Genomic DNA, 25,768 nt, shown 5'->3' with positions numbered 1-25,768 from the left:
AGAAGCGCCGCCGCTCTCGTTCGATGAGCGGCGTTATAGGCCCAACATTTTTACCCGTCAACAGCCCTGTGACACTTTTTTGAAAATTTCTTCGGAAATCCGCGTTTCGCTTTCATTTCCCCGCAAAAGATACTGGATTTCCGGGCCTTACGGGCCAGTCCACCCTCAAAAGACGCCGATTGCCCTCAGATTTTCACATTCCGCCCCTCTTAGAGAGAGGAAGAACGAGCGTGATTTGACTCGCGGGCCCTCCTGCGTGCATCTTCCCGCGCTGACAACAAACAGACGGCACAGGGCGAAGCGCAATCGGCATGACCACCGACCGGAACATGATCCGATCCCTCGGCAACGAACCGCCGATCCTGGCCGACGGGCGCAAGGCGCCTGACCGGCGGGAAATCTCGCTTCGCTGGCTGTCCGGCACCTTCCTCACCGGCATTACCTCCTCCATTCTTATGGGCGTCGCGCTTTTCGCCGCCCTTGACGGTCGCCAGCAGCTCGCCATTCCCGCCGAAGCCTTCGCGGCGCTCGGAACCCCGAGCCAGACCAGCAAGACGGGCGAAACAGCCAAGCGCGGCGAACGCGTGCTGGAGCCCGCCATCGTCGCCAAGCCCGCCGACAAGAAGATCATGGAAATCTCCACCATGATCCATGACGGCCAGAAGGAAGTGGTGCGCCGGCAACCCTTCGCCCATGTGAAGATGGCGCTCGCGGCCAACCACGCGACGAACGAGGACTATCCGCGCTTCGATCCGCTCTCGATCTTTTCGACCAACGGCAAGGATGCCGCGCCCGCCTCGCGCATGGGCACGATCTACGGCTCCGACGTCGAATCGGAAGTGGCGCTGCAGACGGACGCCTTCCCGACCGGCGGATCGGCGCTCGACTATGCCGACCAGATGTCGATCGAAGAGGTCGAGGAGAATGTGCGCACCAATGGTTCGGTGCTGACGGACGGCAGCACGCAGGTCGCCTCCCTCTATTATGTCGACCCGCAGCGCTTCGCCTCGGAATCCTCCGATCTCGACCTGCTCGGCCTGACGGCCCGCATCGTGGAAGAGAATATGAGCGTATCGACCTTCGACACGCTGACACCCGACGACACCGAATATGCCGATGACGTGATCCCCGTGCGGCGCGCGGCCGATATCGGCGAGGTCATGACGACGGCGGGCTATACCAAGGCCCAGGCCGAAGACCTTTCCACCTATCTGGAGCATCAGCTCGGCAGCAAGGAACTCGCCGAGGGCGACGTGCTGCGCATCTGCATTTCCCAGAAGGGCAAGGAAGCGAACATCGTGCGCGCCAGCGTCTATTCGCGCGGCCGCCATGTGGTGACGGCAGCGCTCGACGACAGCGGACGCTTCGTCGAAGGCGCCGAACCGCCGGTGCTCGATGCGGTTGCAACCGCCTTCGACAACGACGACCGGCCGACGATCATCGCCGGGCGCGATCTGCCGCGGGTCTATGACGGCATATACCGCGCGGCGCTGTCCTATGGCATGGGACAGGACATGACGAGCGAGGTCATTCGCATCCTCGCCAGCAATGTCGATTTCCAGGCACAGCTTCGCCCGACCGATTCCCTTGAAGCCTTCTTCTCCGTCACGGACCAGAACGGCACGGCGACGGAGGATTCGGAAATCCTCTTCCTCGACGCCAAGTTCGGCGACACGGAAACCCGGGTCTACCGCTTCCAGAATCCGGACGACGAATCGGTCGACTACTACGACGAGGACGGCAAGAGCATCCGGCAGTTCCTGCTGCGCAATCCCGTGCCGAACGGGGTGTTCCGCTCCGGCTTCGGCATGCGCCGCCACCCGATCCTCGGTTTTTCGCGCATGCACACCGGCGTCGACTGGGCGGCCCCGCGCGGCACGCCGATCATCGCGGCCGGCAACGGCGTGGTCGAAAAGGCCGGCTGGGATTCGGGCGGCTATGGCAACCAGACCCTGATCCGCCATGCCAACGGCTATGTCTCGTCCTACAATCACCAGAGCGCCATCGCCAAGGGCGTCAAGGTCGGAGCGAAGGTGCGACAGGGCCAGGTGATCGGCTTTGTCGGCACGACCGGCCTTTCGACCGGCCCGCACCTGCACTACGAGCTGATCGTCAACGGCAACAAGGTCGATGCCCTGAAAATCCGTCTGCCCGGCGGCAAGTCGCTGGAGGGCAAGGCCCTTGCCCAGTTCGAGACCGAGCGCAAGCGCATCGACGACCTGCTCGGTCGCGGCGACGGCTCGACGGAAGTGGCGGAAACGCACTGACCGCCTTTGCCGGCGCTTTTCGCCGCGTCATCGAAAATGCAAAAAGCGCGGGCCGGGACCCGCGCTTTGCTTTTCCTGTAACCGTCGATCGCCTCAGGCGGCCTTGCTGACCGCGCCGTTGCGCGACGAGAAGAGCAGCCGGTCGGAACCGGCGGTCACCTTGACGATCGATCCATCCGCGATATCGCCGCCGAGAATCTTCTCGGCCAGCGGATCCTGAAGGTGCTTCTGGATCGCCCGCTTGAGGGGGCGTGCACCATAGACCGGATCGTAGCCCTTCTCGGCCAGCCAGTGCACCGCGTCGTCATCGAGATCGAGCACGATCTTGCGGTCGGTCAGCAGCTTGCGCAGGCGCTCCAGCTGGATATCGACGATCGCCCCCATTTCCGACCGCCGCAGGCGGTGGAACAGGATGATCTCGTCGACACGGTTCAGGAACTCCGGCCGGAATGCCATCTTGACGACATCCATGACCTGGTCGCGAACCGTATCGCTGTCCTCGTTCTCGCCGAGCGCCGTCAGATATTCGGCGCCGAGGTTCGACGTCATGATGATCATCGTGTTGCGGAAGTCCACGGTACGACCCTGGCCGTCGGTCAGGCGACCATCATCGAGGACCTGCAGCAGGACGTTGAAGACATCCGGATGCGCCTTCTCGATTTCGTCGAACAGCACGACCTGATAGGGCCGGCGGCGAACGGATTCCGTCAGAGCACCACCCTCCTCATAGCCGACATAGCCGGGAGGCGCACCGATCAGCCGGGCCACGGAGTGCTTCTCCATGTATTCCGACATGTCCATGCGCTGGATCGCCGTCTCGTCGTCGAAGAGGAAGCGGGCGAGCGCCTTGGTCAGCTCCGTCTTGCCGACGCCGGTGGGTCCGAGGAAGATGAACGAGCCGATCGGCCGGTTCGGATCCTGCAGGCCGGCGCGGGCACGGCGAACGGCGCGGGAAACGGCCTGAACGGCATCCCCCTGCCCGACGACCCATTTGCCGAGCTCGTCTTCCATGCGCAGCAGCTTGTCGCGTTCGCCTTCCAGCATCCTGTCCACGGGAATACCCGTCCAGCGGGAGACCACATGGGCGATGTTGTCGGCGGTCACGACCTCCTGCACCATCGGATCGACGTCGCTGGCATCGCTGCCTTCGGCCTCTTCCAGCTCCTTTTCGAGCTTGGGGATGATGCCATAGGCCAATTCGCCGGCACGCTGGAACTCGCCCTTGCGCTGGGCAATGGCAAGCTCGTTGCGCAGCTCGTCGAGCTGACGCTTGAGATCGGCGGCGCGGCCGAGCTTGGACTTTTCCGCCTGCCAGCGCGCGGTGAGCGCAGAGGCTTGCTCTTCCAGCGCGGCAAGATCGATCTCGAGCTTTTCGAGGCGATCCTGCGACGAGCGGTCGGTCTCCTTCTTCAGGGCCTCGCGCTCGATCTTGAGCTGGATGATGCGGCGGTCGAGTTCGTCGAGCTCTTCCGGCTTGGAATCGACCTGCATGCGCAGACGCGAGGCCGCTTCGTCCATCAGGTCGATGGCCTTGTCCGGCAGGAAACGATCCGTGATGTAGCGGTTGGAAAGCGTCGCGGCGGCGACCAGGGCCGAGTCGGAAATCCGGACCTTGTGGTGCTGCTCGTACTTTTCCTTGAGGCCGCGCAGGATCGAGATCGTGTCCTCGACGGTCGGCTCGTCCACCATGACGGGCTGGAACCGGCGGGCAAGCGCGGCATCCTTTTCGACATGCTTGCGATACTCGTCGAGCGTGGTCGCGCCGACGCAGTGCAGTTCGCCACGGGCAAGTGCGGGCTTCAGCAGGTTGGAGGCGTCCATCGCCCCATCCGCCTTGCCGGCGCCGACCAGCGTGTGCATCTCGTCGATGAAGAGGATGATCTCGCCGTCTTCCGCCTGCACTTCGGCCAGCACGGCCTTCAGGCGTTCCTCGAACTCACCGCGATATTTCGCACCGGCGATCAGCGCGCCCATGTCGAGCGCCATCAGCTTCTTTTCCTTCAGGCTCTCCGGCACATCGCCATTGACGATGCGCAGCGCGAGGCCTTCGGCGATGGCGGTCTTGCCGACGCCGGGCTCGCCGATGAGCACGGGATTGTTCTTCGTGCGGCGCGAGAGGACCTGGATGGTGCGGCGGATTTCGTCGTCGCGGCCGATGACCGGGTCGAGACGGCCTTCGCGCGCGTCGGCCGTGAGGTCACGGGCGAATTTCTTCAGCGAATCGAAGCCCTGCTCCGCACTCGCCGTGTCGGCGGTGCGGCCCTTGCGAATGTCGTTGATGACCTGGTTGAGCGCAGCAGGCGTCACACCGGCCTTGGCCAGGATGTCGGCCGATGCCGCGGACTTTTCGATGGCCAGCGCCAGCAGCAGACGCTCGACGGTGACGAAGCTGTCGCCGGCCTTCTTGGCAGCCTCTTCCGCCGTGGCAAAAACCTTGGCGAGCGGCTGGGAAAGATAGACCTGCCCGTTACCGCCGGAAACCTTCGGCAGCTTGGCAAGAGCGGCGTCATTGGCGATCCGCGCGTCACGCGCGTTGCCGCCGGCCCGCTCGATCAGCGACGTGGCCATGCCCTGCTCGTCGTCGAGCAGCACTTTCAGAACGTGCTCGGGCGTGAATTGCGGATGTCCGTCCGCCAGCGCCTTCGTCTGGGCGGATTGCAGGAAACCGCGAACGCGCTCGGAGTATTTTTCAATATTCATCAATCTGCCTCCATAACTCGGCCGGCCCTTCGAGGCGCCGGTCGACGATTCAGGATAAGGCTCCCGTAAAGGCGAACCTTCATGCCTGCGGGGTCCCGGCCTTCGACCGGTCAACCGCTTGAAGCGAATATGGTGGAGACGTTTTCGGAATTAAAGAGAGCGCCCGGCGCACCCCAAACATTTTTGAACGGGCTTGCCGAAACGCAAGAACCCGGCACGAAGCCGGGTTCCGCAAGGTCTTCCATGGATGCGCTTACTCGGAAGCGGCTTCCAGGGCCGGCGCATCGCCATCGGCCGGCTGAGCGTCGTCACCGGCTGCCTGGCCTTCGCCCCGGCGCGGACGGCGCGGACGGGCGGCGTTGCGGCGACGCGGCGCGCGGCCGGAGGCCGTGCCTTCCTCTTCGAGCGCGACTTCGGCCGGCGTACCTTCGATCACGGGCTGCGGACCGGAACCGTCGACGACGGGTTCGGCAGCCACGACGGCGGGAGCAGCAGCAACCGGAGCCGGTTCGTCGACGGGCGTCGAATCGATCTCGTCCTGATCGCGGTCGAAACCGTCGCGGTCATTGTAGTCGTTGCGGTCTGCATTGTCGGAGCGGTCTTCCCGCGGGAAGCGGTCCTGCATCTGCGCCTGGGCGGCGGCAATGATGCGGTTATAGTGCTCGGCATGCTGCAGATAGTTTTCCGCCATCACGCGGTCGCCGGCGCTCTGGGCGTCCCGAGCGAGCGCGGAATACTTTTCGGCGATGTGCTGGGCCGTACCCCTGATCTTCACGTCCGGACCCGAGCTGTCGTAGGTCCGCGTCAGGGGATTGCCGCCCTTGCGTTGGTGGTTATTGTTGTTGTTATTGTTGTTATTGTTGTTGTTATTACGCCCGCGGCCGCGCTTGTTTTGCTGTCCTGGCCTCATATGTCACTCACCTAACGTATCGTGTATGATGATTCATGTGTCTGCACGCCTGATCGGGACACACCAGATCAAGCATCCTTACCCGCGGGCAAACCACGCCGGTCGGTGGTCCTGTCGCCGTAAGACGCCAAATTAACAGGTACCCGCACAGGGCAGTCTTCAACCCTAGCAACTCTTCGAGAGAGCTATCCTCGCGATCGGGTCAGACAGGAGCAAAGCCTTTTGTCATGACCTCTTGCCCAGTGCGTGGCCGCAAACTATCCCGCTTCCTTCACAATTCCAAGCCTTTTCTTTGCGGTTGCGGAATTTGCTGCACTGCCGCAGCGAAATCTACACAGCCATTGCTTTTGAAAAGAGAAGCGCACGGTCGTTGCCGCCGAAGTCCTTTACAGCGTCAGTTCGGGCAAAACCGTTTTCCCGCATGATCGCGGTGACCTGATCCTTCTGATCGAAGCCGATTTCGTAGGCCACCAGGCCATTGTCCCGAAGTCTGTCGCCCGCCCCGGCCGCAATGGCCCTGTAGGCATCGAGCCCATCATCGCCGCCATCCAGCGCCAGGATCGGATCGTAAAGCCGGACATCCTCGTCCAGCGTTCCGACCACGGAACGGACGATATAGGGCGGATTTGACACGATGATGTCGAAAACGCCGGTCACGGCTGCAAACCAGTCGCTCTCGACCGCTTCGAAACGGTCCGCGACCCCGTTTAACTGGGCATTGCGCATCGCCGTTTCAAGGGCGCCTGCCGAAAGATCGGCGCCGACCCCCGTGGCGCCCGGCACCAGATCGAGCAAGGCGAGGCAGATCGCCCCCGTCCCCGTGCCGAGATCGAGAATGCGGCAGTTTCCCCGTTCCGTCAGGATCCGTTGCGCATGCGGCACCAGCATGTCGACGAGAACTTCCGTATCCGGTCGCGGCTCCAGCGTATCCGGGGAAAGCACGAGATCCAGCCGCGAAAAGGCCCGGTGGCCGAGAATGCGGTGCACCGGCTCGCGCTCAATCCGGCGCGCCACCGCCGCGTCGATTGCCATCACCTCGTCATCGGCAAGCGACCGGCGCCCATCCGTCACGAAGGCCGTGGAGGAAAGCGCCAGAAGGCCCGAGATCAACAGCCGCGCATCCTGTGCCGGCTCGCCAATGCCCGCCTCGGCAAGCCGTCGCCGCGCCGTGGCCAGCGCCTCGGCGAGCGTCACGTTGCTCATCGGCCCTGTTCGCCGAGTTGGGCCAGCTGGCCGGCCTGGTAATCGGCCAGCAGCGCATCGACGACTTCGTCGATCTCGCCGATCATCATGCGGTCGAGCTTGTAGAGCGTCAGGTTGATCCGGTGATCGGTGACACGCCCCTGCGGGAAATTGTAGGTCCGGATGCGCTCCGAGCGGTCGCCGGAACCGACCTGGCTCTTGCGGTCGGCGGAGCGTTCGCTGTCAGCGCGCTGGCGCTCCATGTCGTAGAGGCGCGAGCGCAGGATCTGCATCGCCTTGGCGCGGTTCTGGTGCTGGGATTTTTCCGAACTGGTCACGACGAGGCCGGTCGGCAGATGCGTGATGCGCACGGCCGAGTCGGTCGTGTTGACGTGCTGGCCGCCCGCGCCCGAGGACCGCATCGTGTCGATGCGGATATCGTCGGCGCGGATTTCGATGTCGATCTCTTCGGCTTCCGGCAGCACGGCAACCGTCGCCGCCGACGTATGAATGCGACCGCTCGCCTCCGTTTCCGGCACGCGCTGGACCCGGTGCACGCCCGATTCGAACTTCAGCTTCGCAAAGACCCCGCGGCCGGTGATCGTCGCGATGATTTCCTTGAAACCGCCCGCTTCGCCCTCGCTCGACGAGATGACCTCCACCTTCCAGCCATGGGCGGCCGCATAGCGCTCGTACATGCGGAACAGGTCACCGGCAAAAAGCGCGGCTTCGGACCCGCCCGTACCCGCGCGGATTTCGAGGATCGCGCTCTTCTCGTCGGCGGCGTCCTTCGGCAGAAGCAGGATCTGCATCTCCTTTTCGAGGCCTTCGAGGCGCTCCTTCAGGTCGGGCAGCTCCATTTCCGCAAGATCGCGCATCTCGCGGTCGGTCGACTTGTCGGCGAGCAGCGCGTCGAGGTCGGCGATCTCGCCATTGACCTTCTCGTATTCGCGCACCTTGGTGACGACGGGCTGCAGCTCGGAATATTCCGAGGCGAGACGCACATAGGTCTCCGAATCCGGCCCCGCCGACATGCGTGCCTCGATCTCGCCGAAACGGCGTTCGAGTTCGCGCATCTTTTCAACGGGAAGCTTCGCCACCGTTCAACTCCAGTCAGGTCTTTAAAGCGGAATGCCGTTCTCGGCCGCAAAGTCGGTGAGAATCTGGCGGATGGAGGCCGTCGGCTTCAAATCGTCGAGCGCCGGCATCAGCAGCGATTCGAGCTTGCCGGCATCGAGCGACAGCAACATGGACTTCACCGGGCCGATCGCGGCCGGCGACATGGACACCGAACGGAAGCCGATGCCGAGCAGCGCCATGGCGGAGATCGGCTTGCTGGCCATCTCGCCGCACAGCGTCACGGAGGTCTCGTTGCGTTCACCGGCGCGCACGATGTCGCGCAGGATGCGCAGGAACGGGCGGCCAAGCGTATCGAAACGGTCGGAGACACGGGCATTGCCGCGGTCGACAGCCATGGCGAACTGGAAAAGATCGTTCGAACCGACAGAAACGAAATCGACCTCGGCCATCAACTCGTCGAGCTGCCAGAGCAGGGCCGGCACTTCCAGCATCGCACCGAACTGCAGCTTCTTCGGCAATTGCTCGCCGAGCTTGGACTGGCGCTGGATTTCCTTCTGGAGAAGGTCGCGGACCTCCCGGAGTTCGGAAACCTCCGTCACCATCGGCAGCATCAGCCTGAGATCGTTGCCGGCCGCCGCGCGCAGCATGGCGCGCAGCTGGGTGCGCAGCAGGCCCGGCCGGTCGAGCGACAGACGGATGGCGCGCCAGCCGAGCGCCGGGTTCTCTTCTTCCGCCGCACGGAAATAGGGCACGACCTTATCGCCGCCGATGTCGAGCGTGCGGAAGGTGACGGGACGCCCGCCGGCATGTTTCAGCACGTTGCGGTAAAAGGCTTCCTGCTCCTCCGCCTTCGGCATGGTCGAGGCGATCATGAACTGGAGTTCGGTGCGGAAGAGGCCGATGCCCGATGCGCCCGATTCGTTGAGATGCGGCAGGTCGACCAGAAGACCGGCATTCATCTGCAGATTGATCTCGCGCCCGTCCTTCGTCAGCGGCTCGACGGCGCGCAACGCCCGGTACTGTTCCTGCCGGCGGGCGCGGAAGCGCACCTTTTCCTCATAGGAACGCTGGAGATCGGGCAGCGGCCGAAGGTGTACCCGGCCGTCGTCCCCATCGATGATGATGGGATCGCCGTTTTCGGCTAGCGCCACCGCGCCGGCCGCCTGGCCGACGATCGGAATGCCCATGGCGCGCGCGACGATCACCACATGGCTCGTCACCGCGCCCTCTTCCAGCACGAGACCGCGCACGTTCTGGCGCGGATAGTCAAGCAGTTCGGCCGCGCCCATGGCACGCGCCACGACGATGGCATCGTTCGGGAAGCTGCTCGCCGAAAGCTTCGCGCCATAGCCGGTAAGCTGGCGCAGCAGCCGGTTCGCCAGGTCGTCGAAATCGTGCATGCGTTCGCGCAGATACGGGTCCGTCAGGCGGATCATGCGCGCCTTGGTCTCGCTCTGCACCCGCTCGACCGCCGCTTCCGCCGTCAGGCCGTTGCGGATCGCCTCTTCGAGCTTGCGCACCCAGCCGCGGTCATGCGCGAACATGCGATAGGTTTCCAGCACCTCGCGATGCTCGCCCTCCATCGACACTTCGCGACGCGACAGCATGTCGTCGATGGAGATGCGCAGCGACCCCAGCGCCTCGGCAAGGCGGCCGAGTTCGTGCTCGGAATCCTCGTTGAGCAGGTTCGTGACGACGATGCGTGGCTCGTGCAGCACGACATAACCGAGGCCGATGCCTTCGCCGAAACTCGCGCCCTCGATGGCGACAGGACGGGAAAGGTCGAGCTCGAGGCCGGGCTTGGTGAGCTTCTTCAGCTCGCCTGTCGCCACCATTTCCGCAATCACCATCGCCGTCGTTTCGAGCGCCTCTACCTCGTCCTCGCGGTAGGTGCGGCTCGCCCTGTTCTGCACGACAAGCACGCCGAGCGCCCTGCCGGTACGCAAGATAGGAACGCCGAGGAAGGAGTGGTAGATCTCCTCGCCCGTTTCCGGCAGGTAGGTGAAGGCGGGGTGCGACTGGGCATCGGAAAGGTTCAGCGGTCGCGCGGAAGCCGCGATGGTGCCGACAAGGCCCTGGCCCATCTTGAGCTGGGCAAGGTGAACGGCGCCGGGATTGAGGCCTTCGGTCGCATAGAGTTCGAGAATGCCGTCGGAACGCAGCACGTAGACGGAACACACTTCCGCGACCATGTTCTGCGCGATCTGGCGCACGATCTGGTCAAGGCGCTCCTGCGGCTCGAGCGGCTCCGCCATCAGTTCGCGCAGCCGCTTGAGAAGAACGCGCGGACCCGCGGAGAGATCTCTCATCGCGTGGCGTCTCCCGAAAATGACGTTACCTCACCGGCGCTTGCCTGCGCCGGCGATCATAAGATCGGCGCCGAGTCGGCCGGTTCTTACTTCTTATCGAGACCGTAGACGGAATGCAAAGTCCGAACGGCGAGTTCGGCATAGGGGCCGTCGATCAGGATGGAAATCTTGATCTCGGAGGTGGTGATGGCCTTGATGTTGATGCCCTTCTCGGCAAGCGCGCGGAAGGCGGAGGCGGCAACGCCGGCGTGGCTGCGCATGCCGATGCCGATGACGGAGACCTTCACGAGACCCGTCTCGTGCTGGATGACGTCGAAACCGACCTTTTCCTTGGCGCCTTCGAGAACCTTGATCGCCTTCTCCATGTCGCCGGAGGGAACGGTGAAGGTCATGTCGGTCTTCGAGCCGTCCTCGGAAATGTTCTGGACGATCATGTCGACATTGATATGAGCCTCGGCCAGCGGGCCGAAGATCGCAGCCGAAACGCCCGGCCGGTCGGCGACGCGGCGGAGCGAGATCTGCGCTTCATCCTTGGCATAGGCGATGCCGGTTACGACTTCCTGTTCCACGATCTCATCCTCATCACAAATCAGCGTACCGGGCGGGTTCAGAAGATCGCCCATGCCCGGCGCATCGGGATCCTCGAAAGACGAACGCACGAAGGTACGCACCTTATGCACCATGGCAAGCTCCACCGAGCGGACCTGGAGAACCTTGGCGCCGAGCGAGGCCATTTCGAGCATTTCCTCGAAGGCGATCTTCTTCAGGCGGCGAGCCTTGGGCTCGATGCGCGGATCGGTCGTGTAGACGCCGTCGACATCCGTGTAGATATCGCAGCGGTCGGCCTTGACGGCAGCGGCGATGGCGACGGCCGACGTATCGGAGCCGCCGCGGCCGAGCGTGGCGACGCGGTTGTCCGGGCCAAGCCCCTGGAAGCCGGCGACGACCGCGACCTGCCCCTCGCCCATGCGGCGGACGATCTCGTCGCCCTCGATATCGAGAATGCGGGCGGCGCCATGCGCGTTGTCGGTGCGGATCGGGATCTGCCAACCCTGCCAGGAGCGGGCGTTGATATCCATCGACTGCAGGGCGATCGCGAGAAGGCCGGCGGTGACGAGTTCACCCGAGGCAACGATCGCGTCGTATTCGCGCGCATCGTAGAAGGGCGAGTTGGCGCCCGTCACCTTCGGCATGTTCTGCACCCAGGCGACGAGTTCGTTCGTCTTGCCGGACATGGCCGAAACGACGACGGCGACCTCGTGGCCGGCATCGACCTCGCGTTTCACATGGCGGGCGACATTGTGGATACGGTCGAGGTCAGCGACGGACGTTCCGCCGAATTTCATCACGATGCGTGCCATGTGTGTGTACCGCTATATTCGATGTTCGCGCGAGCGCGCGGGGGAAACCGCGGGGTCTCTTAGCGGAAGACCCCGCGCTGCGCAATGCATGGAATCCCGAAAGTGTACCAATCGGTACGGTCAGGCCGGGCGCTTGCAGGCGATGCGGTAGACGAAGGCGGGCGGCACGTTGCGAAGCGTACCGCCGACCCGGACGGCCGACAGGCCGAGCCGCTCGAGCACGGGGCGCGGCACCGGGCAGCGAAGGCCATAGGTAAACTGGTAGAGCGCCGCATCCTCCCCGAGGCGCGCGAAGGTCCCGGCAAGAATAGCGTAAACCTTCTCCGGCCGTATCGAAAGCAGGGGCAGGCCGCTGATCGCCGCGCCCGCAGGCTCGGCACAGAAGCGTGTGATGCGCGCCGCATCCGTGCAGGCGATCATCGCCTTGGGGAAGCGCTGCTGGAGGATCGCGGCGAACTCCGCCCCCTTCTCCACGAGGAGGATATCCTCTTCCGCCACCCCGCGGCGCAGCAGCGCCCGCGTGAAGACACCCGTTCCCGGTCCAAGTTCGATGACCCTGCCGGTTTCCGGACCGATCTCGCGCACGATGAGATCGGCGAGCGCCTTGCCGGAAGGCGTGATCGAGGCGACGCGCAGGGGATCGCGCATCCAGGCGCGGAAGAAGTGATAGGCATCCATCGTCACGGCAGTCATGGCATGCGCTCCGCGCTGGAGGGGAAAGTGAGGCCGGTGAGGGTTTCCGAGAGATGCCAGAGTCTGGCGGCCAGCGCCGGATCGGTCGCCGCCGGCAGCGGGTGCACCCGTGCGGGAGACCCGCGCATCTCGCGAAAGCCATCCGGGCCGATGAAGTCGCCACCCGCCACATTGTCCACGGTTGCGGCATAAAGCTGGTTCAGCACGCCCCGCTCGGCGTTCTGCGCGAGGTAGCGATTGCCGATGCGCATGAAGACGCGCAACAGGCCGGACGTCGCGCTGGTCTGGAGATTGGTGTCGGAATAGCCGGGGTGCGCGAGCAGGCTCATGACAGGAAGGCGCGCAGCCTTCAGTCGGCGGTCGAGTTCAAGGCCGAAAAGCACGTTGGCGAGCTTCGACTGCGCATAGAAGGCGAGCCGCCCGTATCCCTTCTCGCCCGTCAGATCGTCGAACCGGATGCGGCCACGCCGATGCAGCTCGGAACTCACCGTCACCACCCGCGCGCCGGGGGCGCCCGAAAGAAGCGGCAGCAGGCGCAGCGTCAGGGCGAAATGCGCGAGGTGGTTGACGCCGAACTGGGTTTCATGCCCCTGACGCGTCAATCCGCGCGGCGGCATCATCACCCCGGCATTGTTGATGAGGAGGTCGAGGGGATGTCCTCCCGCAAGCAATGTCCCCGCAAAGGCGGCGACATCGTCGAGGTCCGCCAGGTCGAGCCTGCGCAGCTCGACTGCGGCATCGGGAAGCTCGGCTCGAATGCGCGCCAGCGCCATGTGCCCCCTGCCCTCGTCCCGCGCGGTCATCATGACCCGCGCTCCTTTTCTAGCAAGTTCCCGGGCGGTCAGAAAGCCCAGCCCGCTATTGGCGCCCGTGACGATGCAGAAGCGCCCCGTCTGGTTTGGCATCGCCGATACCGTCCAGGGCCTGTCCTCCCCAATGCCCTCGGCGGTTGCCATGTGGCCTGCGCGCATTATGATACCTCCACCAAATCTGAACAGTGTTCATATCGTGCTACCGCACAATCTTTACACTGTAAAGATGACATCTCTGCGAGGCCTGCGATGAACGAGAAAAAAACTGCCGAACGCGGCTACCACCATGGTGATTTGCGCGGAGCGCTGATCCGCGCGGCCGACGAACTTCTCGCCGAACGCGGCCTCGAAGGTTTCACACTGCGCGAGGCTGCCCGCCGGGCCGGCGTTTCGCCGGCAGCCCCCTCGCATCACTTCGGGGGGGCGGCAGGGCTCCTCACCGAGGTCGCGGCGCTCGGCTATGCGGAACTCGCCCGGCGACTGATCGACGCCGGCAAAGCCGGCACGCCGGCCGAACGCCTCAAGGCGCAGGGCCTTGCCTATGTCCGCTTCGCCGTCGATTTTCCCGGCCGCTTCCACCTGATGTTCCGCCACGACATGCTGCTCGAAGACGCACCGGTGCTGGAAGAAACGACGAGCGCCGCCTGGGACGCCCTGGAACGCACGGTGCTTGCCATTCGCGGCCAGCCCGATCGCAGCGAACTCGATGCGGAAGGCAACGCCATGCTGATCGGCATCTGGTCGACGGCGCACGGCTTCGCCCATCTGACGCTCGACAAGAAGCTCGCCCGCATCGAGAGCTGCGGCAGCGACGCGGACATGCTGGAGACCCTCTTCCCCGCGATCATCGATACGCTCTGGGTGAAGAAGCTCGGCTGAAACGAAAAATCCCGGAGCGATCTCTGCTTTGTTGTCCTGACCTCTGATCAGCCACCCCCGGGAGGAAAGCGCCCGCCATCAGCCGTATCCATCACGATGGAAAGGGTGATGTGGCGCGGGCGTGTAACAGCGAAAAGCACAGCCTCCACCACGTCCCGATTGGTGCCGCGCGTTCCTTTTGCTCGCCCTGCCACCGCGTCCCATTCCGGCTCTCCCGGCTGGATGTCATCGAGATTGGGCGGATGGATCGCGATCGAGCGTACCGGCGTTCCCGAAAGCATTTGCTGCAGTCCATCCGCGATGGCCGCCTGAGCGCGCTTTGCGGCGTAGAAAGGCACGGCGACATTGTCGAGGGGCGCATTGGGCAGGCCGCTGGTCGACCCGATGGTCACGATGTCCGGATGATTGGACTGCCGCAGCATCGGCAAAAGCCCCTGCGTGAACAGATAGGTTCCGGTGACGGCTGAGTTGACGACGCCAAGCACCTCTTCCGCCGTATAGGGCTCGTCACGCGCTTCCAGCCACATTGCGCCGTTGTTCACCAGAAGATCGACATGGCCGTGTAAACGGCTAATCGCTTCGACGGCATGCTGCACGCTTCCACTGTCGGCGAGATCGACCGCAATACAGACCGGACGCCGGCCGACCCTCTGGAACACCGCCTCGGCAACGCGTTCGAGCGCTCCCGGGTTGCGGCCACACAGGACGAGATTGCACTTGGCCTCGGCCAAGGACACCGCAAGCGCCGCTCCAAGTCCTCGGCCGGCCCCCGTGATAACGGCGATCCGCTCCTGCAATCCAGGCATTCCGGCGTCCTCTTCGCAGCATGTCGTCTATAGAGCTGCGACATAGGCGCAAACGGGCTGAAATGAAAAGGCCCGCCTGCCTTTCGGCACGCGGGCAAAGGGGATCGGATGAAGAAACGGCCGCGGGTGGAAGCCACCCGCGGCCGGCTTGCATTACTTCTGCCAGCTCTTGACGAGTTCGTCGTAATTGACGGTGAGCGGCTTTTCCTTCTCGTTCTCGATCTTGAGCTGCGGAGCGAGGTTGCCCTTGGAAACGGCATCCTTGTTCCAGTATTCGAGATCGTGCTCTTCGGCGAGCTTCGGGCCCATATCGCCCTGAACGCCGGCGCGTTCCAGACGCTCAAGCACCTTCTCCTGCTCGGCGCAGAGCGAGTCCATGGCTTCCTGTGCGCTCTTGGCACCCGACGACGCATCGCCGATCGCCTGCCACCACAGCTGGGCCAGCTTCGGATAGTCCGGAATGTTCGTGCCGGTCGGCGACCACTGAATGCGGGCCGGCGAACGGTAGAACTCGACCAGACCGCCAAGCTTCGGCGCACGGTCCGTGAAGGACTTGTGGTCGAGCGTGGACTGGCGAATGAAGGTGAGGCCGACATGGCTCTTCTTCACGTCGATGGTCTTGGACGTCACGAACTGCGCATAGAGCCAAGCGGCCTTGGCGCGGTCATCCGGGGTGGACTTCATCAGCGTCCAGGAACCCACGTCCTGGTAGCCGAGCTTCATGCCGTCCTTCCAGTAGACGCCATGCGGCGAGGGGGCGAAGCGCCACTTCGGCGTACCGTCCGCATTCACGACCGGCAGGCCTTCCTTCACGAAGTCGGCGGTGAACGCCGTATAGGTGAACATCTGCTGGGCGATCTCGCCCTGAGACGGAACCGGGCCGGATTCGGAGAAGGTCATGCCACCGGCGGAGGCCGGAGCGTAGGCCTTCAGCCACTGCAGGTATTTCTCGATCGAGTAGACGGCTGCCGGGCCATTGGTGTCGCCGCCACGGGCAACGCACGAGCCGACCGGTTGCGACTTCTCATTGACCTTGATGCCCCATTCGTCGACCGGCAGACCGTTCGGAATGCCCTTGTCGCCGTTGCCGGCCATCGACAGCCAGGCGTCGGTGAAGCGCCAGCCGAGCGACGGGTCCTTCTTGCCGTAGTCCATGTGGCCATAGACCTTCTTGCCGTCGATCTCGCGGCCGGTGAAGAACTCGGCGATATCCTCGTAAGCGGACCAGTTGACGGGAACGCCGAGGTCGTAGCCGTACTTCGCCTTGAAGTCCGCCTTGTTCTTCTCGTCGTTGAACCAGTCGTAGCGGAACCAGTAGAGGTTCGCGAACTGCTGGTCGGGAAGCTGGTAGAGCTTGCCATCCGGCGCCGTCGTGAAGGACGTGCCGATGAAGTCCTTGAGATCGAGATCCGGGTTGGTGACGTCCTTGCCTTCATTGGCCATGAAGTCGGTCAGCGAACGAGCCTGCTGGTAGCGCCAGTGGGTGCCGATGAGGTCCGAGTCGTTGACATAGGCGTCGTAGATGTTCTCGCCCGACTGCATCTGCGTCTGGAGCTTCTCGATGACGTCGCCTTCGCCGATCAGGTCGTGCGTGATCTTGATGCCGGTGATCGCCGTGAAGGCCGGAGCGAGGACCTTCGATTCATATTCATGCGTCGTGATGGTTTCCGAAACGACCTTGATTTCCATGCCGGCGAACGGCTTGGCGGCGTCGACGAACCACTGCATTTCCTTTTCCTGGCTGGCGCGGTCCAGCGCCGACATGTCGCCGACCTCCGAATCCAGGAACTTCTTGGCAGCATCCATGTCCGCGAATGCGGAACCGGTGAACGCCAGCAGCAGGACTGCCGTCGTCGTCAGAAGTTGCTTTCGCATTTCGATCCTCCCTTGGGGTTTTGCGATTGCATGTGCGAAGGTCCCTTAAATTCTCCCCGGGGCCTCCATTTCCTTTGCCTAGACGAAGCGGAAAACGCCGATGGCGTAGACCACGGACAAGGCAAGAGCCCACCACAGGTTGGGACCGACCAGTCCCAGCCATGCGAGATGAATGAACGCCGAGCCGAGCAGCGACACGAAGAGCCGGTCGCCGCGGGTCGTCTCGAAACGCAGGATCCCGACGCGCGGAGCGCCGCCCGGCCGGGCATATTCCCAGACCGCCATCAGCGCGATCAGCAGGAAGATCGTCAGGAAAAACATGGCCGTCGGGAACGACCAGGCCATCCAGCCGCCCGGGATGAGCGAGGCGAACCAGTCGCGCGCGCCGTCCTTGACGGGAAGCGCCATGACGAGAAGCCCGGCGATGACGGCATAGACGACGATGACGGCGGCCAGCGCGACCGGCCAGCGATTGTTGCGATTGGCGACGGCAGCCATCAGACCCTCCCCAGGGCGAAGCCCTTGGCGATGTAGTTGCGGACAAAATAGATCACGAGCGCGCCGGGGATGATGGTCAGCACGCCGGCGGCGGCAAGCACGCCCCAGTCCATGCCGGAGGCCGAAACCGTGCGCGTCATCGTGGCGGCGATGGGCTTTGCGTCCGTCGTCGTCAGCGTGCGGGCGATCAGAAGTTCGACCCAGGAGAACATGAAGCAGAAGAAGGCGGCGACACCGATGCCGGAGGCGATCAGCGGCACGAAGATCTTGGCGAAGAACTTCGGGAACGAATAGCCGTCGATATAGGCGGTCTCGTCGATCTCCTTCGGCACGCCCGACATGAAGCCTTCGAGAATCCAGACGGCGAGCGGCACGTTGAACAGGCAATGCGCGATGGCGACGGCGATATGCGTGTCGATCAGGCCGAAGGCCGAATAGAGCTGGAAGAACGGCAGCGCGAAGACGGCGGGCGGCGCCATGCGGTTGGTGAGCAGCCAGAAGAACAGGTGCTTGTCGCCGAGGAAGCGGTAGCGCGAGAAGGCGTAGGCCGCCGGCAGTGCCACGGAGATCGAGATGATCGTGTTGAGCACCACATAGAGGATCGAGTTGATATAGCCGGAATACCAGGCCGGATCGGTGAAGATGACGGCATAGTTCCGCAGCGTCGGCTGCTGCGGCCACAGCGAGAAGACGCCGGTGATCTCCTGGTTCGTCTTGAAGCTCATGTTGACGAGCCAGTAGATCGGCAGCATCAGGAAGACGATGTAGAGGGTGGGTACGATCCAGGAGAGGCTGCGCTTGCGCGCCGCCCTTGCGCCGGCATTGCTGGCGACGCCCGTCTGGAGGGTGGTTGCGGTGGTTGCCTGTGAGGTCATGGCCTCCTCCCTCACGCCTGCTCGTCGCTGCTGGTCATGACCGTGTAGAAGATCCACGACAGCAGCAGGATGATCAGGAAATAGATGATGGACATGGCCGCGGCCGGGCCAAGGTCGAACTGGCCGATCGCCATCTTGACGAGGTCGATCGAAAGGAACGTGGTCGAGTTGCCCGGACCGCCGCCGGTGACGACGAAGGGCTCGGTATAGATCATGAAGCTGTCCATGAAACGCAGCAGGAAGGCGATGAGCAGGACGCGCTTCATCTTCGGCAGCTGGATGTAGCGGAACACGGCCCAGCGCGAGGCGCCGTCGATCTTGGCGGCCTGGTAATAGGCCTCCGGGATCGAGACGAGACCGGCATAGCACAGCAGCACGACAAGGCTCGTCCAGTGCCAGACGTCCATGACGATGAGCGTCGCCCAGGCATCGAAGACGTCGTTGACATAATTGTAGTCGAAGCCGAGCCCATCGAGCACGCGGCCGAGCAGGCCGATGTCGACGCGGCCGAAGACCTGCCAGATGGTGCCGACGACGTTCCACGGAATGAGCAGCGGCAGCGCCATCAGGACGAGGCAGACCGGTACGCCGAGGCCCTTCTTGGGCATGTTGAGCGCAATCAGGATGCCAAGCGGAATCTCGATCGCCAGGATGATGATGGAGAAGAGCAGGTTGCGGCCGAGCGCTTCCCAGAAGCGGTCGGATTCCAATACGTCCGAGAACCAGCCGACACCGTTCCAGAAGAACTGGTTGTTGCCGAACGTATCCTGCACTGAATAGTTCACCACCGTCATCAGCGGGATCACCGCCGAGAAGGCGACGAGCAGAAGGACAGGCAGGACCATGAACCAGGCCTTGTTGTTCCAGGTCTTGTTCATCGTCAGCCCTCCCTGCCGACACGCCAGCTATCGGCGTAGATGTTGATGGCGGCGGGATCGAAGGTCACGCGCGGATCGGCGGGGATTTCCCCGTCTTCCGGCACGACGATGGCAATCGGCTTGCCGGCGAATTCGGCGCGCACGATCTTCTGGCGGCCGGTATCCTCGACCTTGCTGATCGAGACCGGCATGCCCTCGCGGGACAGCGTGATGAATTCCGGCCGGATGCCGAGTTCCGTCTTGGCCCCGACAGCAACGGCGGGTTTGTAGTCGAGCGTCAGCGTCTGTTCACCGATCTTGACGCTGCTGCCGTCGATGGCGGCCGGCAGCACGTTCATGCCCGGTGAGCCGATGAAATAGCCGACGAAGGTGTGGCGCGGCTTCTCGAACAGCTCGGCCGGCGTACCGATCTGCACGATCTGGCCGTCATACATGACGACGACCTTGTCGGCGAAGGTCAGCGCCTCGGTCTGGTCATGCGTGACATAGACCATGGTGAAACCGAACTGGCGGTGCAGCTTCTTGAGCTGCGAGCGCAGCACCCACTTCATGTGCGGGTCGATGACGGTCAGCGGTTCGTCGAAGAGAATGGCGTTGACGTCGTTGCGCACGAGGCCGCGGCCGAGCGAGATCTTCTGCTTCTGGTCGGCGGTGAGGCCACGCGCCGTCTTCTTCGCCCAGCCGGCAAGGTCGATCATCTCGAGGATTTCACGGACACGGCGGTCGACTTCCGGCTCGGCCACGCCGCGGTTGCGCAACGGGAAGGCGAGATTGTCGTAAACCGTCATCGTGTCGTAGATGACCGGGAACTGGAAGACCTGCGCGATGTTGCGCTCCTGCGTCGACAGGTAGGTCACGTCCTTGCCGTCGAACAGGATGCGGCCTTCGGACGGCTGCAGCAGGCCCGAGATGATGTTGAGCAGCGTGGTCTTGCCGCAGCCCGAGGGGCCGAGCAGCGCATAGGCGCCGCCGTCGTTCCACTCGTGGTGGACTTCCTTCAGCGCATAGTCCGCTTCCGACTTCGGCTTTTCGCCGTAGGCATGGCGGATGTGATCGAGATTGATGCGTGCCATGGTGTCCTCCTCAGGCCGCCGCGGCCGCGGGTGCGGCGATCGCCTTGCCGTCCGCGCCGAAGGCCATCAGATGGCGCGTATCGACATGCACGGTGATGACCGCATCCGGCTCGATGTCGTGGATGCCCGGCGAGAGCATGACCCAGCGGCTGCCCTCGAATTCGATATGGATGAAGCTTTCCGACCCCGCGATTTCCGAAATCGCGGTGCGCGCCTGGAGACTGGCCGAGGCCGGCGTCTGGCTGGTCAGCGACAGGTGGTGCGGATGGAAGGCGATGGTGCAGGCGCCATCCGGCACGCCGGCCAGATGCGCCGGCACCGGCAGCGCCGGCTTGCCGGCGATCTCGAAATAGCCGCCCGTCTTGACGACCTGCACCGTGTTCAGCGGCGGATCGGCGAAGGTGCGCGCGGTCAGGAGATCGTTCGGACGGCGATAGACGTCGATGGTGCGGTCGAACTGCGTGATGCGGCCCTCGGAAAGCGTCGCCGTGTTGCCGCCGAGAAGCAGCGCCTCTGACGGCTCGGTCGTCGCATAGACGAAGATCGCGCCGGACGCGGCGAAGATCTTCGGCAGTTCGAGGCGCAGTTCCTCGCGCAGCTTGTAGTCGAGGTTGGCGAGCGGTTCGTCGAGCAGCACGAGGCTGGCATTCTTGACGATGGCGCGGGCAAGCGCCGTGCGCTGCTGCTGGCCGCCGGACAGGTTGAGCGGCGTGCGGTCGAGATAGGGCGTCAGCTTCAGAAGATCCGCGGCCTTGCGCACCTCGCGGTCGATGGTCGCGCTGTCCGCGCCCTTGATGCGCATCGGCGAGGCGATGTTCTCGTAGACCGTCAGCGCCGGATAGTTGATGAACTGCTGGTAGACCATGGCGACGCCGCGGTCCTGCACGCGCACGCCCGTCACATCCTTGCCGTCGAACCAGACAGAGCCCGCCGTCGGCTTGTCGAGGCCCGCCATCAGGCGCATCAGCGAGGTCTTGCCCGACAGCGTCGGGCCGAGCAGCACGTTGAGCGAGCCGCGCTCGAGCACGAGATTCGTCGGGTGGATATGCGTGTCCGCCCCCGCCACCTTCGTGATGTTTCTCAGTTCCAGCATTCCTATCTCCGTCGTTCCTCCCAGCCACCGGATCAGGGTGTGCTAGTGGGGCGCCGCCTGCGCAGCCGCCATGTAGTCTTCCAGCGCAGCCGCTTCCGCGGCCGTCAGGTGCAATCCTCGTTTGGTCCGCCGCCACAGCACGTCTTCGGCGTGCCGGGCCCATTCTTCCTTCATCAGCCAGCGCACCTCGCGTTCGAAAAGGTCGCTGCCGAAATGCCGGCCAAGATCGCCGACCGTCGTCGCACCGTCGAGCATCGCGGCCGCCCGCGTGCCATAGAGCCGAACGAGCCGGCGGGCATGGGTCGGGGCGAGAAAGGGAAAGCGCAGACCAAGCGCCTTCACCTCGGCGTCGAAACCGTCGACCTTGAAATCGCCGCCCGGCAGGCGGGACGTCGCGGTCCAGCGGTCGCCCTTGGCGCCGATCGCCTCACCGATCTTCTCCAGCGCCGATTCCGCCAGCCGCCGGTAGGTGGTGAGCTTGCCGCCGAAAATGTTGAGCAGCGGCGCCTGACCATCGCCGCCCTCGACCTTCAGCACGTAGTCGCGCGTCGCTTCCTGCGCCTTGCTGGCGCCGTCGTCGAAGAGCGGGCGCACGCCGGAATAGGTCCAGACGATGTCGTCGCGCTTCACCGGCTCGGCAAAATACTCGCTGGCCGAGGCGCAAAGATAATCGATTTCCGTGTCACTGATGCGGACATCCCGGGGATCGCCTTCGTAATCCCGGTCCGTCGTGCCGATCAGCGTGAACTCTTCCTGATAGGGGATGGCGAACATGATGCGTCCGTCCGGGTTCTGGAAGAAATAGGCGCGCGGATCGGAGAATTTCTTCTTCACGACGATATGGCTGCCTTGCACGAGACGAACATTGTGCACGTCGTTGCGGCCGAAAGCCGCCGAGAGAACCTTGTCCACCCAGGGACCGGCGGCATTGACCAGCATGCGGGCGCGCACCGTCTCGCGGGCGCCGGTCTCGACATTCTCGGTCTCGACGGTCCAGTGGCCGTTTTCGCGGCGGGCGGTGACCACCTTCGTGCCGGTGCGGATATCCGCACCCCGGTCGGCGGCGTCGCGGGCGTTCAGCACCACGAGACGCGCATCGTCCACCCAGCCGTCGGAATATTCGAAGGCCTTGCGGAAGAGCTTCTTCAGCGGCCCGCCGGCCGGGTCCTTGGCAAGATCCAGCGTCGCGGTCGCCGGCAGCAGCTTGCGACCGCCGATATAGTCGTAAAGGAAAAGGCCGAGGCGGATGAGCCAGGCCGGGCGCAGGCCGCCCTTCTGGAAGGGCAGCACGAAGCGCATCGGCCAGATGACGTGCGGCGCCATCGCCCAGAGCACTTCGCGCTCCATCAACGCCTCGCGCACGAGGCGGAATTCATAGTGCTCGAGATAACGCAGGCCGCCGTGAATGAGCTTGGTGGAAGCGGAAGACGTGCCCGAAGCGAAATCCTTCATTTCGGCAAGCACGACCGAATAGCCGCGGCCCGCTGCATCGCGCGCAATGCCGCAGCCGTTGATGCCGCCACCGATGACGAAAATATCGCGGATCACGTCGCCGTCCAAGTTCCCCTCCCATTTCGCATTGCACAATTTTGCGCAGTTGCGAAAGCAGAGGGAGTTAAAACGAAAACATTCCGAATGTCAAACGAATGCGAGAAGAAATGCCGTTTCCGGTTTCAGGCCTGCGTCGCCGTCTCGACGAGACGCACGTCATGCTCCTGGCAAATGCTGCGAATGCCCTCGAAAGGACAGCTGTCCGTGATGAAAGTGTGGACCTGCGAAAGGTGGCCGATGCGGACAGGCGCGGTCCGTTCGAATTTCGTCGAATCCGAAACCAGAATGACATGGCGCGCATTCGCAATGATCGCCTGCGCCACCTTCACTTCCCGATAGTCGAAGTCGAGCAGGGCGCCGTCCTCATCGATGGCCGAAACGCCGATGACGGCGTAATCCACCTTGAACTGCCGGATGAAATCGACCGCCGCCTCGCCGACGATGCCCCCGTCCGCCCCACGCACCACGCCGCCGGCAATCACCACCTCGATGGAGGGATAGACGCGCAAGCGGTTGGCGACGTTGATGTTATTGGTGATAACCATCAGCTCTTTATGTTCGAGCAGCGCCTCGCCGACGGCCTCCGTCGTGGTGCCGATATTGATGAAGAGCGAGGAATTGTCGGGAATCATCGCGGCGGCGGCCCGGCCGATCGCCTGCTTTTCCGGCGCGGCGATGGAACGGCGCGCCTCGTATTTCACGTTTTCGTTGCCGCTCGGGAACAGCGCCCCGCCGTGAATGCGCGTCAGGACCTTGTTGTCGCAGAGATCGTTGAGGTCCTTGCGGATGGTCTGCGGCGTCACGGAGAAGCGCGATGCGAGGTCCTCCACGAGCACGCGGCCCTCGGCTTTGGCGAGATCCACGATCTCCGCCTGTCGACCGGTCAGAAACATAAGCGCCTCCACTGCTTTCGTTTTCTTTCATCATATGCAAAAACGAAAGCACATCAATTGATCCGTTCCGCCTTCTTGGAGAGTGCCCCAGTTTTTGTGATACTGGGCGGACGGCCGATGACCGGGGAGGACAGACCATGTTTCATCCAGCCTTGTTCAAGGGCGCCAATGTCGTCGTGACGGGCGCAGGGCGCGGCATCGGGCTGGAGATCGCCCGGCAGTTCCTCGATTGCGGCGCCCATGTACTGCTGCATGGCGGGCGCGCGGCGACCGGCCCCCTGCCCGACTTCCTCGAAAACGCCGTGGCCGACGCCCGCGCCCATATCGTCTATTCGGATTTCCTGGAGGAAGGCGGCATCGGCGCGCTGCTGCAGCGGGTGGACAGCCTCTTTCCGCATGTCGACGTGCTGATCAACAATGCCGGCACCATGGTGGGTCGCTTCCCGGCCGCCGATCTGACCGACGAGCAGTACGAAACCATCGTGCGTCTCAACCAGAGTTCCGTCGTGGAGGTGACGCGCGGCCTGCTGCGCGCGCTTCGCCGTGCACCGCATGCAGCCATCGTCAACACCGTCTCGATCTCGGCCCTGACGGGCGGCAGCCCCGGCTCGGCGGTCTATTCGGCCACCAAGGCCTTCGTCTCCACCTATTCCAAGGGCCTCGCCCGCGAGCTCGCGCCGGAGGGCATCCGCGTCAACTGCGTGTCGCCGGGCACCATCACCACCGATTTTCACGCGCGCTACTCGACCGCCGACAAGCTGGAAGCGACCCGCAAGACCATTCCGCTGCAGCGCCTCGGCACGGCGGAAGACTGCGCTCCCGCCTATCTCTTCCTCGCCTCCAATGCCCTTTCCGGCTACATCACCGGCCAGGTGATCGAGGTCAACGGCGGCCAGCTCATCTGCTGACCGCCTCCGGCTTCAGGCGTTGACGTCGACGACGACGCGCCCCTTCACCTTGCCTTCGAGAATCCGGTTCGCCAGGTCCGGCAGGTCGGAAAGCCGGTGCTCGACCACCATGGCCTCCAGCTTGTCCATCGGCAGGTCGGAGGCGATGCGGCTCCATGCGTCGACGCGCTGGTCATAGGGCCGCATGACCGAATCGATGCCGAGCAGGCTGACGCCGCGCAGCAGGAACGGAATGACCGTGAAGGACGGTACGACGGCGCCAGCAGCAAGCCCGACCGAAGCGACGGCGCCGTCATATTTCATCTGCTTGAGCACACGCGCCAGCATGTCGCCGCCAACCGCATCGATGGCCCCGGCCCAGCGTTCGGACTCAAGCGGCCTGCTGTTGGCTTCGGCAAGCTCCGACCGGTCGATGATCGTTTCCGCCCCAAGCCCCTTCAGGTAGTCCGCCGTTTCCGGCCGCCCCGTGACGGCCGCGACGGAGTAGCCGAGCCGCGCCAGCAGCGCGACGCCGACCGAGCCGACGCCGCCGGCAGCCCCCGTCACCAGCACCTCGCCCTTCAGCGGCGAAAGCCCCGCCTTTTCCAACGCGATGACCGACATCATCGAGGTGAGCCCCGCCGTGCCGATCGCCATGGCCTGCCGGGTCGAGATCGTCTCCGGCAGCGGCACCAGCCAGTCGGCCTTCACCCTGGCGCGCGTCGCATACCCGCCCCACCAGACCTCGCCGACCCGCCAGCCGGTCAGCACCACCCGGTCGCCCGGCCGGTAGCGCGGATCCTCTGATGTTTCGACCGTGCCGGCAAAATCGACACCGGGCACATGCGGGAACGTGCGCACCAGGCCACCCTTGCCGTTGACGCAAAGCCCGTCCTTGTAGTTGAGCGTCGAATATTCGACCGCGACGGTGACGTCCCCATCGGGAAGCCGCTCATCCCCGAGTTCCTGGATGGTGGCCGTAACCGCGCCATCCGTCCCCTTCTCGACCAGCAATGCCTGAAACGTCATGACGTCCTCCTCGTGATCCCTGGGGGGTCCCGCATCGCGTGATCCCTTGCCGTGCCAGATATAGGGCGCGGGGCATTGGTGCCGCTACTGTTCTTTTGTATCAAGAGCGTGGAGGCA

The 25,768-nt window shown here is 64.0% G+C and carries 21 protein-coding genes; 3 read left to right on the top strand and 18 right to left on the bottom strand.

The window, feature by feature from the left end:
• Positions 1–311: 311 nt before the first annotated feature.
• On the top strand, positions 312–2,267 hold the full coding sequence (locus V8U06_RS23855) for a M23 family metallopeptidase (protein WP_427142797.1): 1,956 nt from the start codon (positions 312–314) through the stop codon (positions 2,265–2,267).
• Positions 2,268–2,360: 93 nt separating this feature from the next.
• On the opposite strand, the gene clpB is transcribed toward V8U06_RS23855, so the two are convergent.
• From clpB to V8U06_RS23815, 8 genes are all read right to left on the bottom strand, one after another.
• The gene (clpB, locus tag V8U06_RS23850) at positions 2,361–4,967 is read right to left on the bottom strand and encodes an ATP-dependent chaperone ClpB (RefSeq protein WP_427142796.1); all 2,607 of its coding nucleotides are present in this window, start codon (positions 4,965–4,967) and stop codon (positions 2,361–2,363) included.
• Between the two features lie 253 nt (positions 4,968–5,220).
• Positions 5,221–5,877 carry a DUF4167 domain-containing protein gene (locus tag V8U06_RS23845; RefSeq protein WP_427142795.1) on the bottom strand — a complete coding sequence of 219 codons (657 nt, stop codon included), beginning with the start codon at positions 5,875–5,877 and terminating at the stop codon, positions 5,221–5,223.
• Between the two features lie 330 nt (positions 5,878–6,207).
• Positions 6,208–7,080: a peptide chain release factor N(5)-glutamine methyltransferase gene (gene prmC / locus V8U06_RS23840; protein ID WP_427142794.1), complete on the bottom strand. Its 873-nt coding sequence runs from the start codon at positions 7,078–7,080 to the stop codon at positions 6,208–6,210.
• Complete coding sequence (gene prfA, locus V8U06_RS23835) at positions 7,077–8,159, bottom strand: peptide chain release factor 1 (RefSeq protein ID WP_427142793.1); 1,083 nt, start codon at positions 8,157–8,159, stop codon at positions 7,077–7,079. Before prfA ends, prmC begins: the two co-directional genes overlap by 4 nt.
• Before the next feature lie 21 nt (positions 8,160–8,180).
• Positions 8,181–10,448 (bottom strand): phosphoenolpyruvate--protein phosphotransferase, encoded by a 2,268-nt coding sequence (gene ptsP / locus V8U06_RS23830; RefSeq protein ID WP_226917648.1) that lies wholly within the window; start codon positions 10,446–10,448, stop codon positions 8,181–8,183.
• Positions 10,449–10,534: 86 nt separating this feature from the next.
• A complete protein-coding gene (locus V8U06_RS23825) occupies positions 10,535–11,809 on the bottom strand; it encodes an aspartate kinase (RefSeq protein WP_226917647.1) in 1,275 nt (424 codons plus the stop codon).
• Between the two features lie 120 nt (positions 11,810–11,929).
• Positions 11,930–12,502, bottom strand: a complete 573-nt coding sequence (locus V8U06_RS23820) for a class I SAM-dependent methyltransferase (protein ID WP_427142792.1) — start codon at positions 12,500–12,502, stop codon at positions 11,930–11,932.
• Positions 12,499–13,458 carry an oxidoreductase gene (locus tag V8U06_RS23815; protein WP_427142801.1) on the bottom strand — a complete coding sequence of 320 codons (960 nt, stop codon included), beginning with the start codon at positions 13,456–13,458 and terminating at the stop codon, positions 12,499–12,501. The genes V8U06_RS23820 and V8U06_RS23815 overlap by 4 nt, the downstream gene beginning before the upstream one ends.
• Positions 13,459–13,563: 105 nt before the next feature.
• Here V8U06_RS23815 and V8U06_RS23810 point away from each other — a divergent pair, with 105 nt between their 5' ends.
• Positions 13,564–14,193, top strand: coding sequence for a TetR/AcrR family transcriptional regulator (locus V8U06_RS23810; RefSeq protein ID WP_427142791.1), 630 nt, complete (start codon positions 13,564–13,566; stop codon positions 14,191–14,193).
• A gap of 47 nt (positions 14,194–14,240) precedes the next feature.
• Here the strand turns inward: V8U06_RS23810 and V8U06_RS23805 are convergent, their stop codons facing one another.
• From V8U06_RS23805 to V8U06_RS23765, 9 genes are all read right to left on the bottom strand, one after another.
• On the bottom strand, positions 14,241–14,999 hold the full coding sequence (locus V8U06_RS23805; protein ID WP_427142790.1) for an SDR family oxidoreductase: 759 nt from the start codon (positions 14,997–14,999) through the stop codon (positions 14,241–14,243).
• 153 nt (positions 15,000–15,152) lie between these two features.
• Positions 15,153–16,874, bottom strand: coding sequence for an ABC transporter substrate-binding protein (locus V8U06_RS23800; protein ID WP_427142789.1), 1,722 nt, complete (start codon positions 16,872–16,874; stop codon positions 15,153–15,155).
• 78 nt (positions 16,875–16,952) lie between these two features.
• Positions 16,953–17,372: a DUF2160 domain-containing protein gene (locus V8U06_RS23795; protein WP_427142788.1), complete on the bottom strand. Its 420-nt coding sequence runs from the start codon at positions 17,370–17,372 to the stop codon at positions 16,953–16,955.
• Positions 17,372–18,247: a carbohydrate ABC transporter permease gene (locus V8U06_RS23790; protein ID WP_427142787.1), complete on the bottom strand. Its 876-nt coding sequence runs from the start codon at positions 18,245–18,247 to the stop codon at positions 17,372–17,374. Before V8U06_RS23790 ends, V8U06_RS23795 begins: the two co-directional genes overlap by 1 nt.
• Before the next feature lie 11 nt (positions 18,248–18,258).
• On the bottom strand, positions 18,259–19,125 hold the full coding sequence (locus tag V8U06_RS23785) for a carbohydrate ABC transporter permease (protein WP_427142786.1): 867 nt from the start codon (positions 19,123–19,125) through the stop codon (positions 18,259–18,261).
• A gap of 2 nt (positions 19,126–19,127) precedes the next feature.
• Positions 19,128–20,198, bottom strand: a complete 1,071-nt coding sequence (locus V8U06_RS23780) for an ABC transporter ATP-binding protein (protein ID WP_427142785.1) — start codon at positions 20,196–20,198, stop codon at positions 19,128–19,130.
• A gap of 10 nt (positions 20,199–20,208) precedes the next feature.
• On the bottom strand, positions 20,209–21,291 hold the full coding sequence (locus tag V8U06_RS23775; RefSeq protein ID WP_226917638.1) for an ABC transporter ATP-binding protein: 1,083 nt from the start codon (positions 21,289–21,291) through the stop codon (positions 20,209–20,211).
• 42 nt (positions 21,292–21,333) lie between these two features.
• Entirely contained in the window at positions 21,334–22,851 is a 1,518-nt protein-coding gene (gene glpD, locus V8U06_RS23770) for a glycerol-3-phosphate dehydrogenase (protein ID WP_427142784.1), read from the bottom strand.
• Positions 22,852–22,964: 113 nt separating this feature from the next.
• On the bottom strand, positions 22,965–23,735 hold the full coding sequence (locus tag V8U06_RS23765) for a DeoR/GlpR family DNA-binding transcription regulator (protein WP_226917636.1): 771 nt from the start codon (positions 23,733–23,735) through the stop codon (positions 22,965–22,967).
• A gap of 137 nt (positions 23,736–23,872) precedes the next feature.
• On the opposite strand from V8U06_RS23765, the gene V8U06_RS23760 reads away from it, so the two are divergent.
• Complete coding sequence (locus V8U06_RS23760) at positions 23,873–24,643, top strand: SDR family NAD(P)-dependent oxidoreductase (protein ID WP_427142783.1); 771 nt, start codon at positions 23,873–23,875, stop codon at positions 24,641–24,643.
• Between the two features lie 12 nt (positions 24,644–24,655).
• Here V8U06_RS23760 and V8U06_RS23755 read toward each other — a convergent pair whose 3' ends face one another.
• On the bottom strand, positions 24,656–25,651 hold the full coding sequence (locus tag V8U06_RS23755) for an MDR family oxidoreductase (protein WP_427142782.1): 996 nt from the start codon (positions 25,649–25,651) through the stop codon (positions 24,656–24,658).
• Positions 25,652–25,768: the final 117 nt, after the last annotated feature.

The organism is Shinella sp. G-2 (assembly GCF_050172695.1).
Taxonomy (GTDB): domain Bacteria; phylum Pseudomonadota; class Alphaproteobacteria; order Rhizobiales; family Rhizobiaceae; genus Shinella.
The sequence above is the reverse complement of the archived record's forward strand: the minus strand, read 5'-3'. Positions and strand labels throughout refer to the sequence as shown.

Coding starts and splice junctions, on each gene's coding strand:
- V8U06_RS23790 (WP_427142787.1), bottom strand. CDS start 18,247: ATGACCTCACAGGCAACCACCGCAACCACCCTCCAGACGGGCGTCGCC.
- V8U06_RS23765 (WP_226917636.1), bottom strand. CDS start 23,735: ATGTTTCTGACCGGTCGACAGGCGGAGATCGTGGATCTCGCCAAAGCC.
- V8U06_RS23755 (WP_427142782.1), bottom strand. CDS start 25,651: ATGACGTTTCAGGCATTGCTGGTCGAGAAGGGGACGGATGGCGCGGTT.
- V8U06_RS23845 (WP_427142795.1), bottom strand. CDS start 5,877: ATGAGGCCAGGACAGCAAAACAAGCGCGGCCGCGGGCGTAATAACAAC.
- V8U06_RS23780 (WP_427142785.1), bottom strand. CDS start 20,198: ATGGCACGCATCAATCTCGATCACATCCGCCATGCCTACGGCGAAAAG.
- V8U06_RS23775 (WP_226917638.1), bottom strand. CDS start 21,291: ATGCTGGAACTGAGAAACATCACGAAGGTGGCGGGGGCGGACACGCAT.
- V8U06_RS23820 (WP_427142792.1), bottom strand. CDS start 12,502: ATGACTGCCGTGACGATGGATGCCTATCACTTCTTCCGCGCCTGGATG.
- V8U06_RS23760 (WP_427142783.1), top strand. CDS start 23,873: ATGTTTCATCCAGCCTTGTTCAAGGGCGCCAATGTCGTCGTGACGGGC.
- V8U06_RS23855 (WP_427142797.1), top strand. CDS start 312: ATGACCACCGACCGGAACATGATCCGATCCCTCGGCAACGAACCGCCG.
- V8U06_RS23800 (WP_427142789.1), bottom strand. CDS start 16,874: ATGCGAAAGCAACTTCTGACGACGACGGCAGTCCTGCTGCTGGCGTTC.
- V8U06_RS23815 (WP_427142801.1), bottom strand. CDS start 13,458: ATGGCAACCGCCGAGGGCATTGGGGAGGACAGGCCCTGGACGGTATCG.
- V8U06_RS23785 (WP_427142786.1), bottom strand. CDS start 19,125: ATGAACAAGACCTGGAACAACAAGGCCTGGTTCATGGTCCTGCCTGTC.
- prmC (WP_427142794.1), bottom strand. CDS start 7,080: ATGAGCAACGTGACGCTCGCCGAGGCGCTGGCCACGGCGCGGCGACGG.
- V8U06_RS23825 (WP_226917647.1), bottom strand. CDS start 11,809: ATGGCACGCATCGTGATGAAATTCGGCGGAACGTCCGTCGCTGACCTC.
- clpB (WP_427142796.1), bottom strand. CDS start 4,967: ATGAATATTGAAAAATACTCCGAGCGCGTTCGCGGTTTCCTGCAATCC.
- V8U06_RS23810 (WP_427142791.1), top strand. CDS start 13,564: ATGAACGAGAAAAAAACTGCCGAACGCGGCTACCACCATGGTGATTTG.
- V8U06_RS23795 (WP_427142788.1), bottom strand. CDS start 17,372: ATGGCTGCCGTCGCCAATCGCAACAATCGCTGGCCGGTCGCGCTGGCC.
- ptsP (WP_226917648.1), bottom strand. CDS start 10,448: ATGAGAGATCTCTCCGCGGGTCCGCGCGTTCTTCTCAAGCGGCTGCGC.
- V8U06_RS23805 (WP_427142790.1), bottom strand. CDS start 14,999: ATGCCTGGATTGCAGGAGCGGATCGCCGTTATCACGGGGGCCGGCCGA.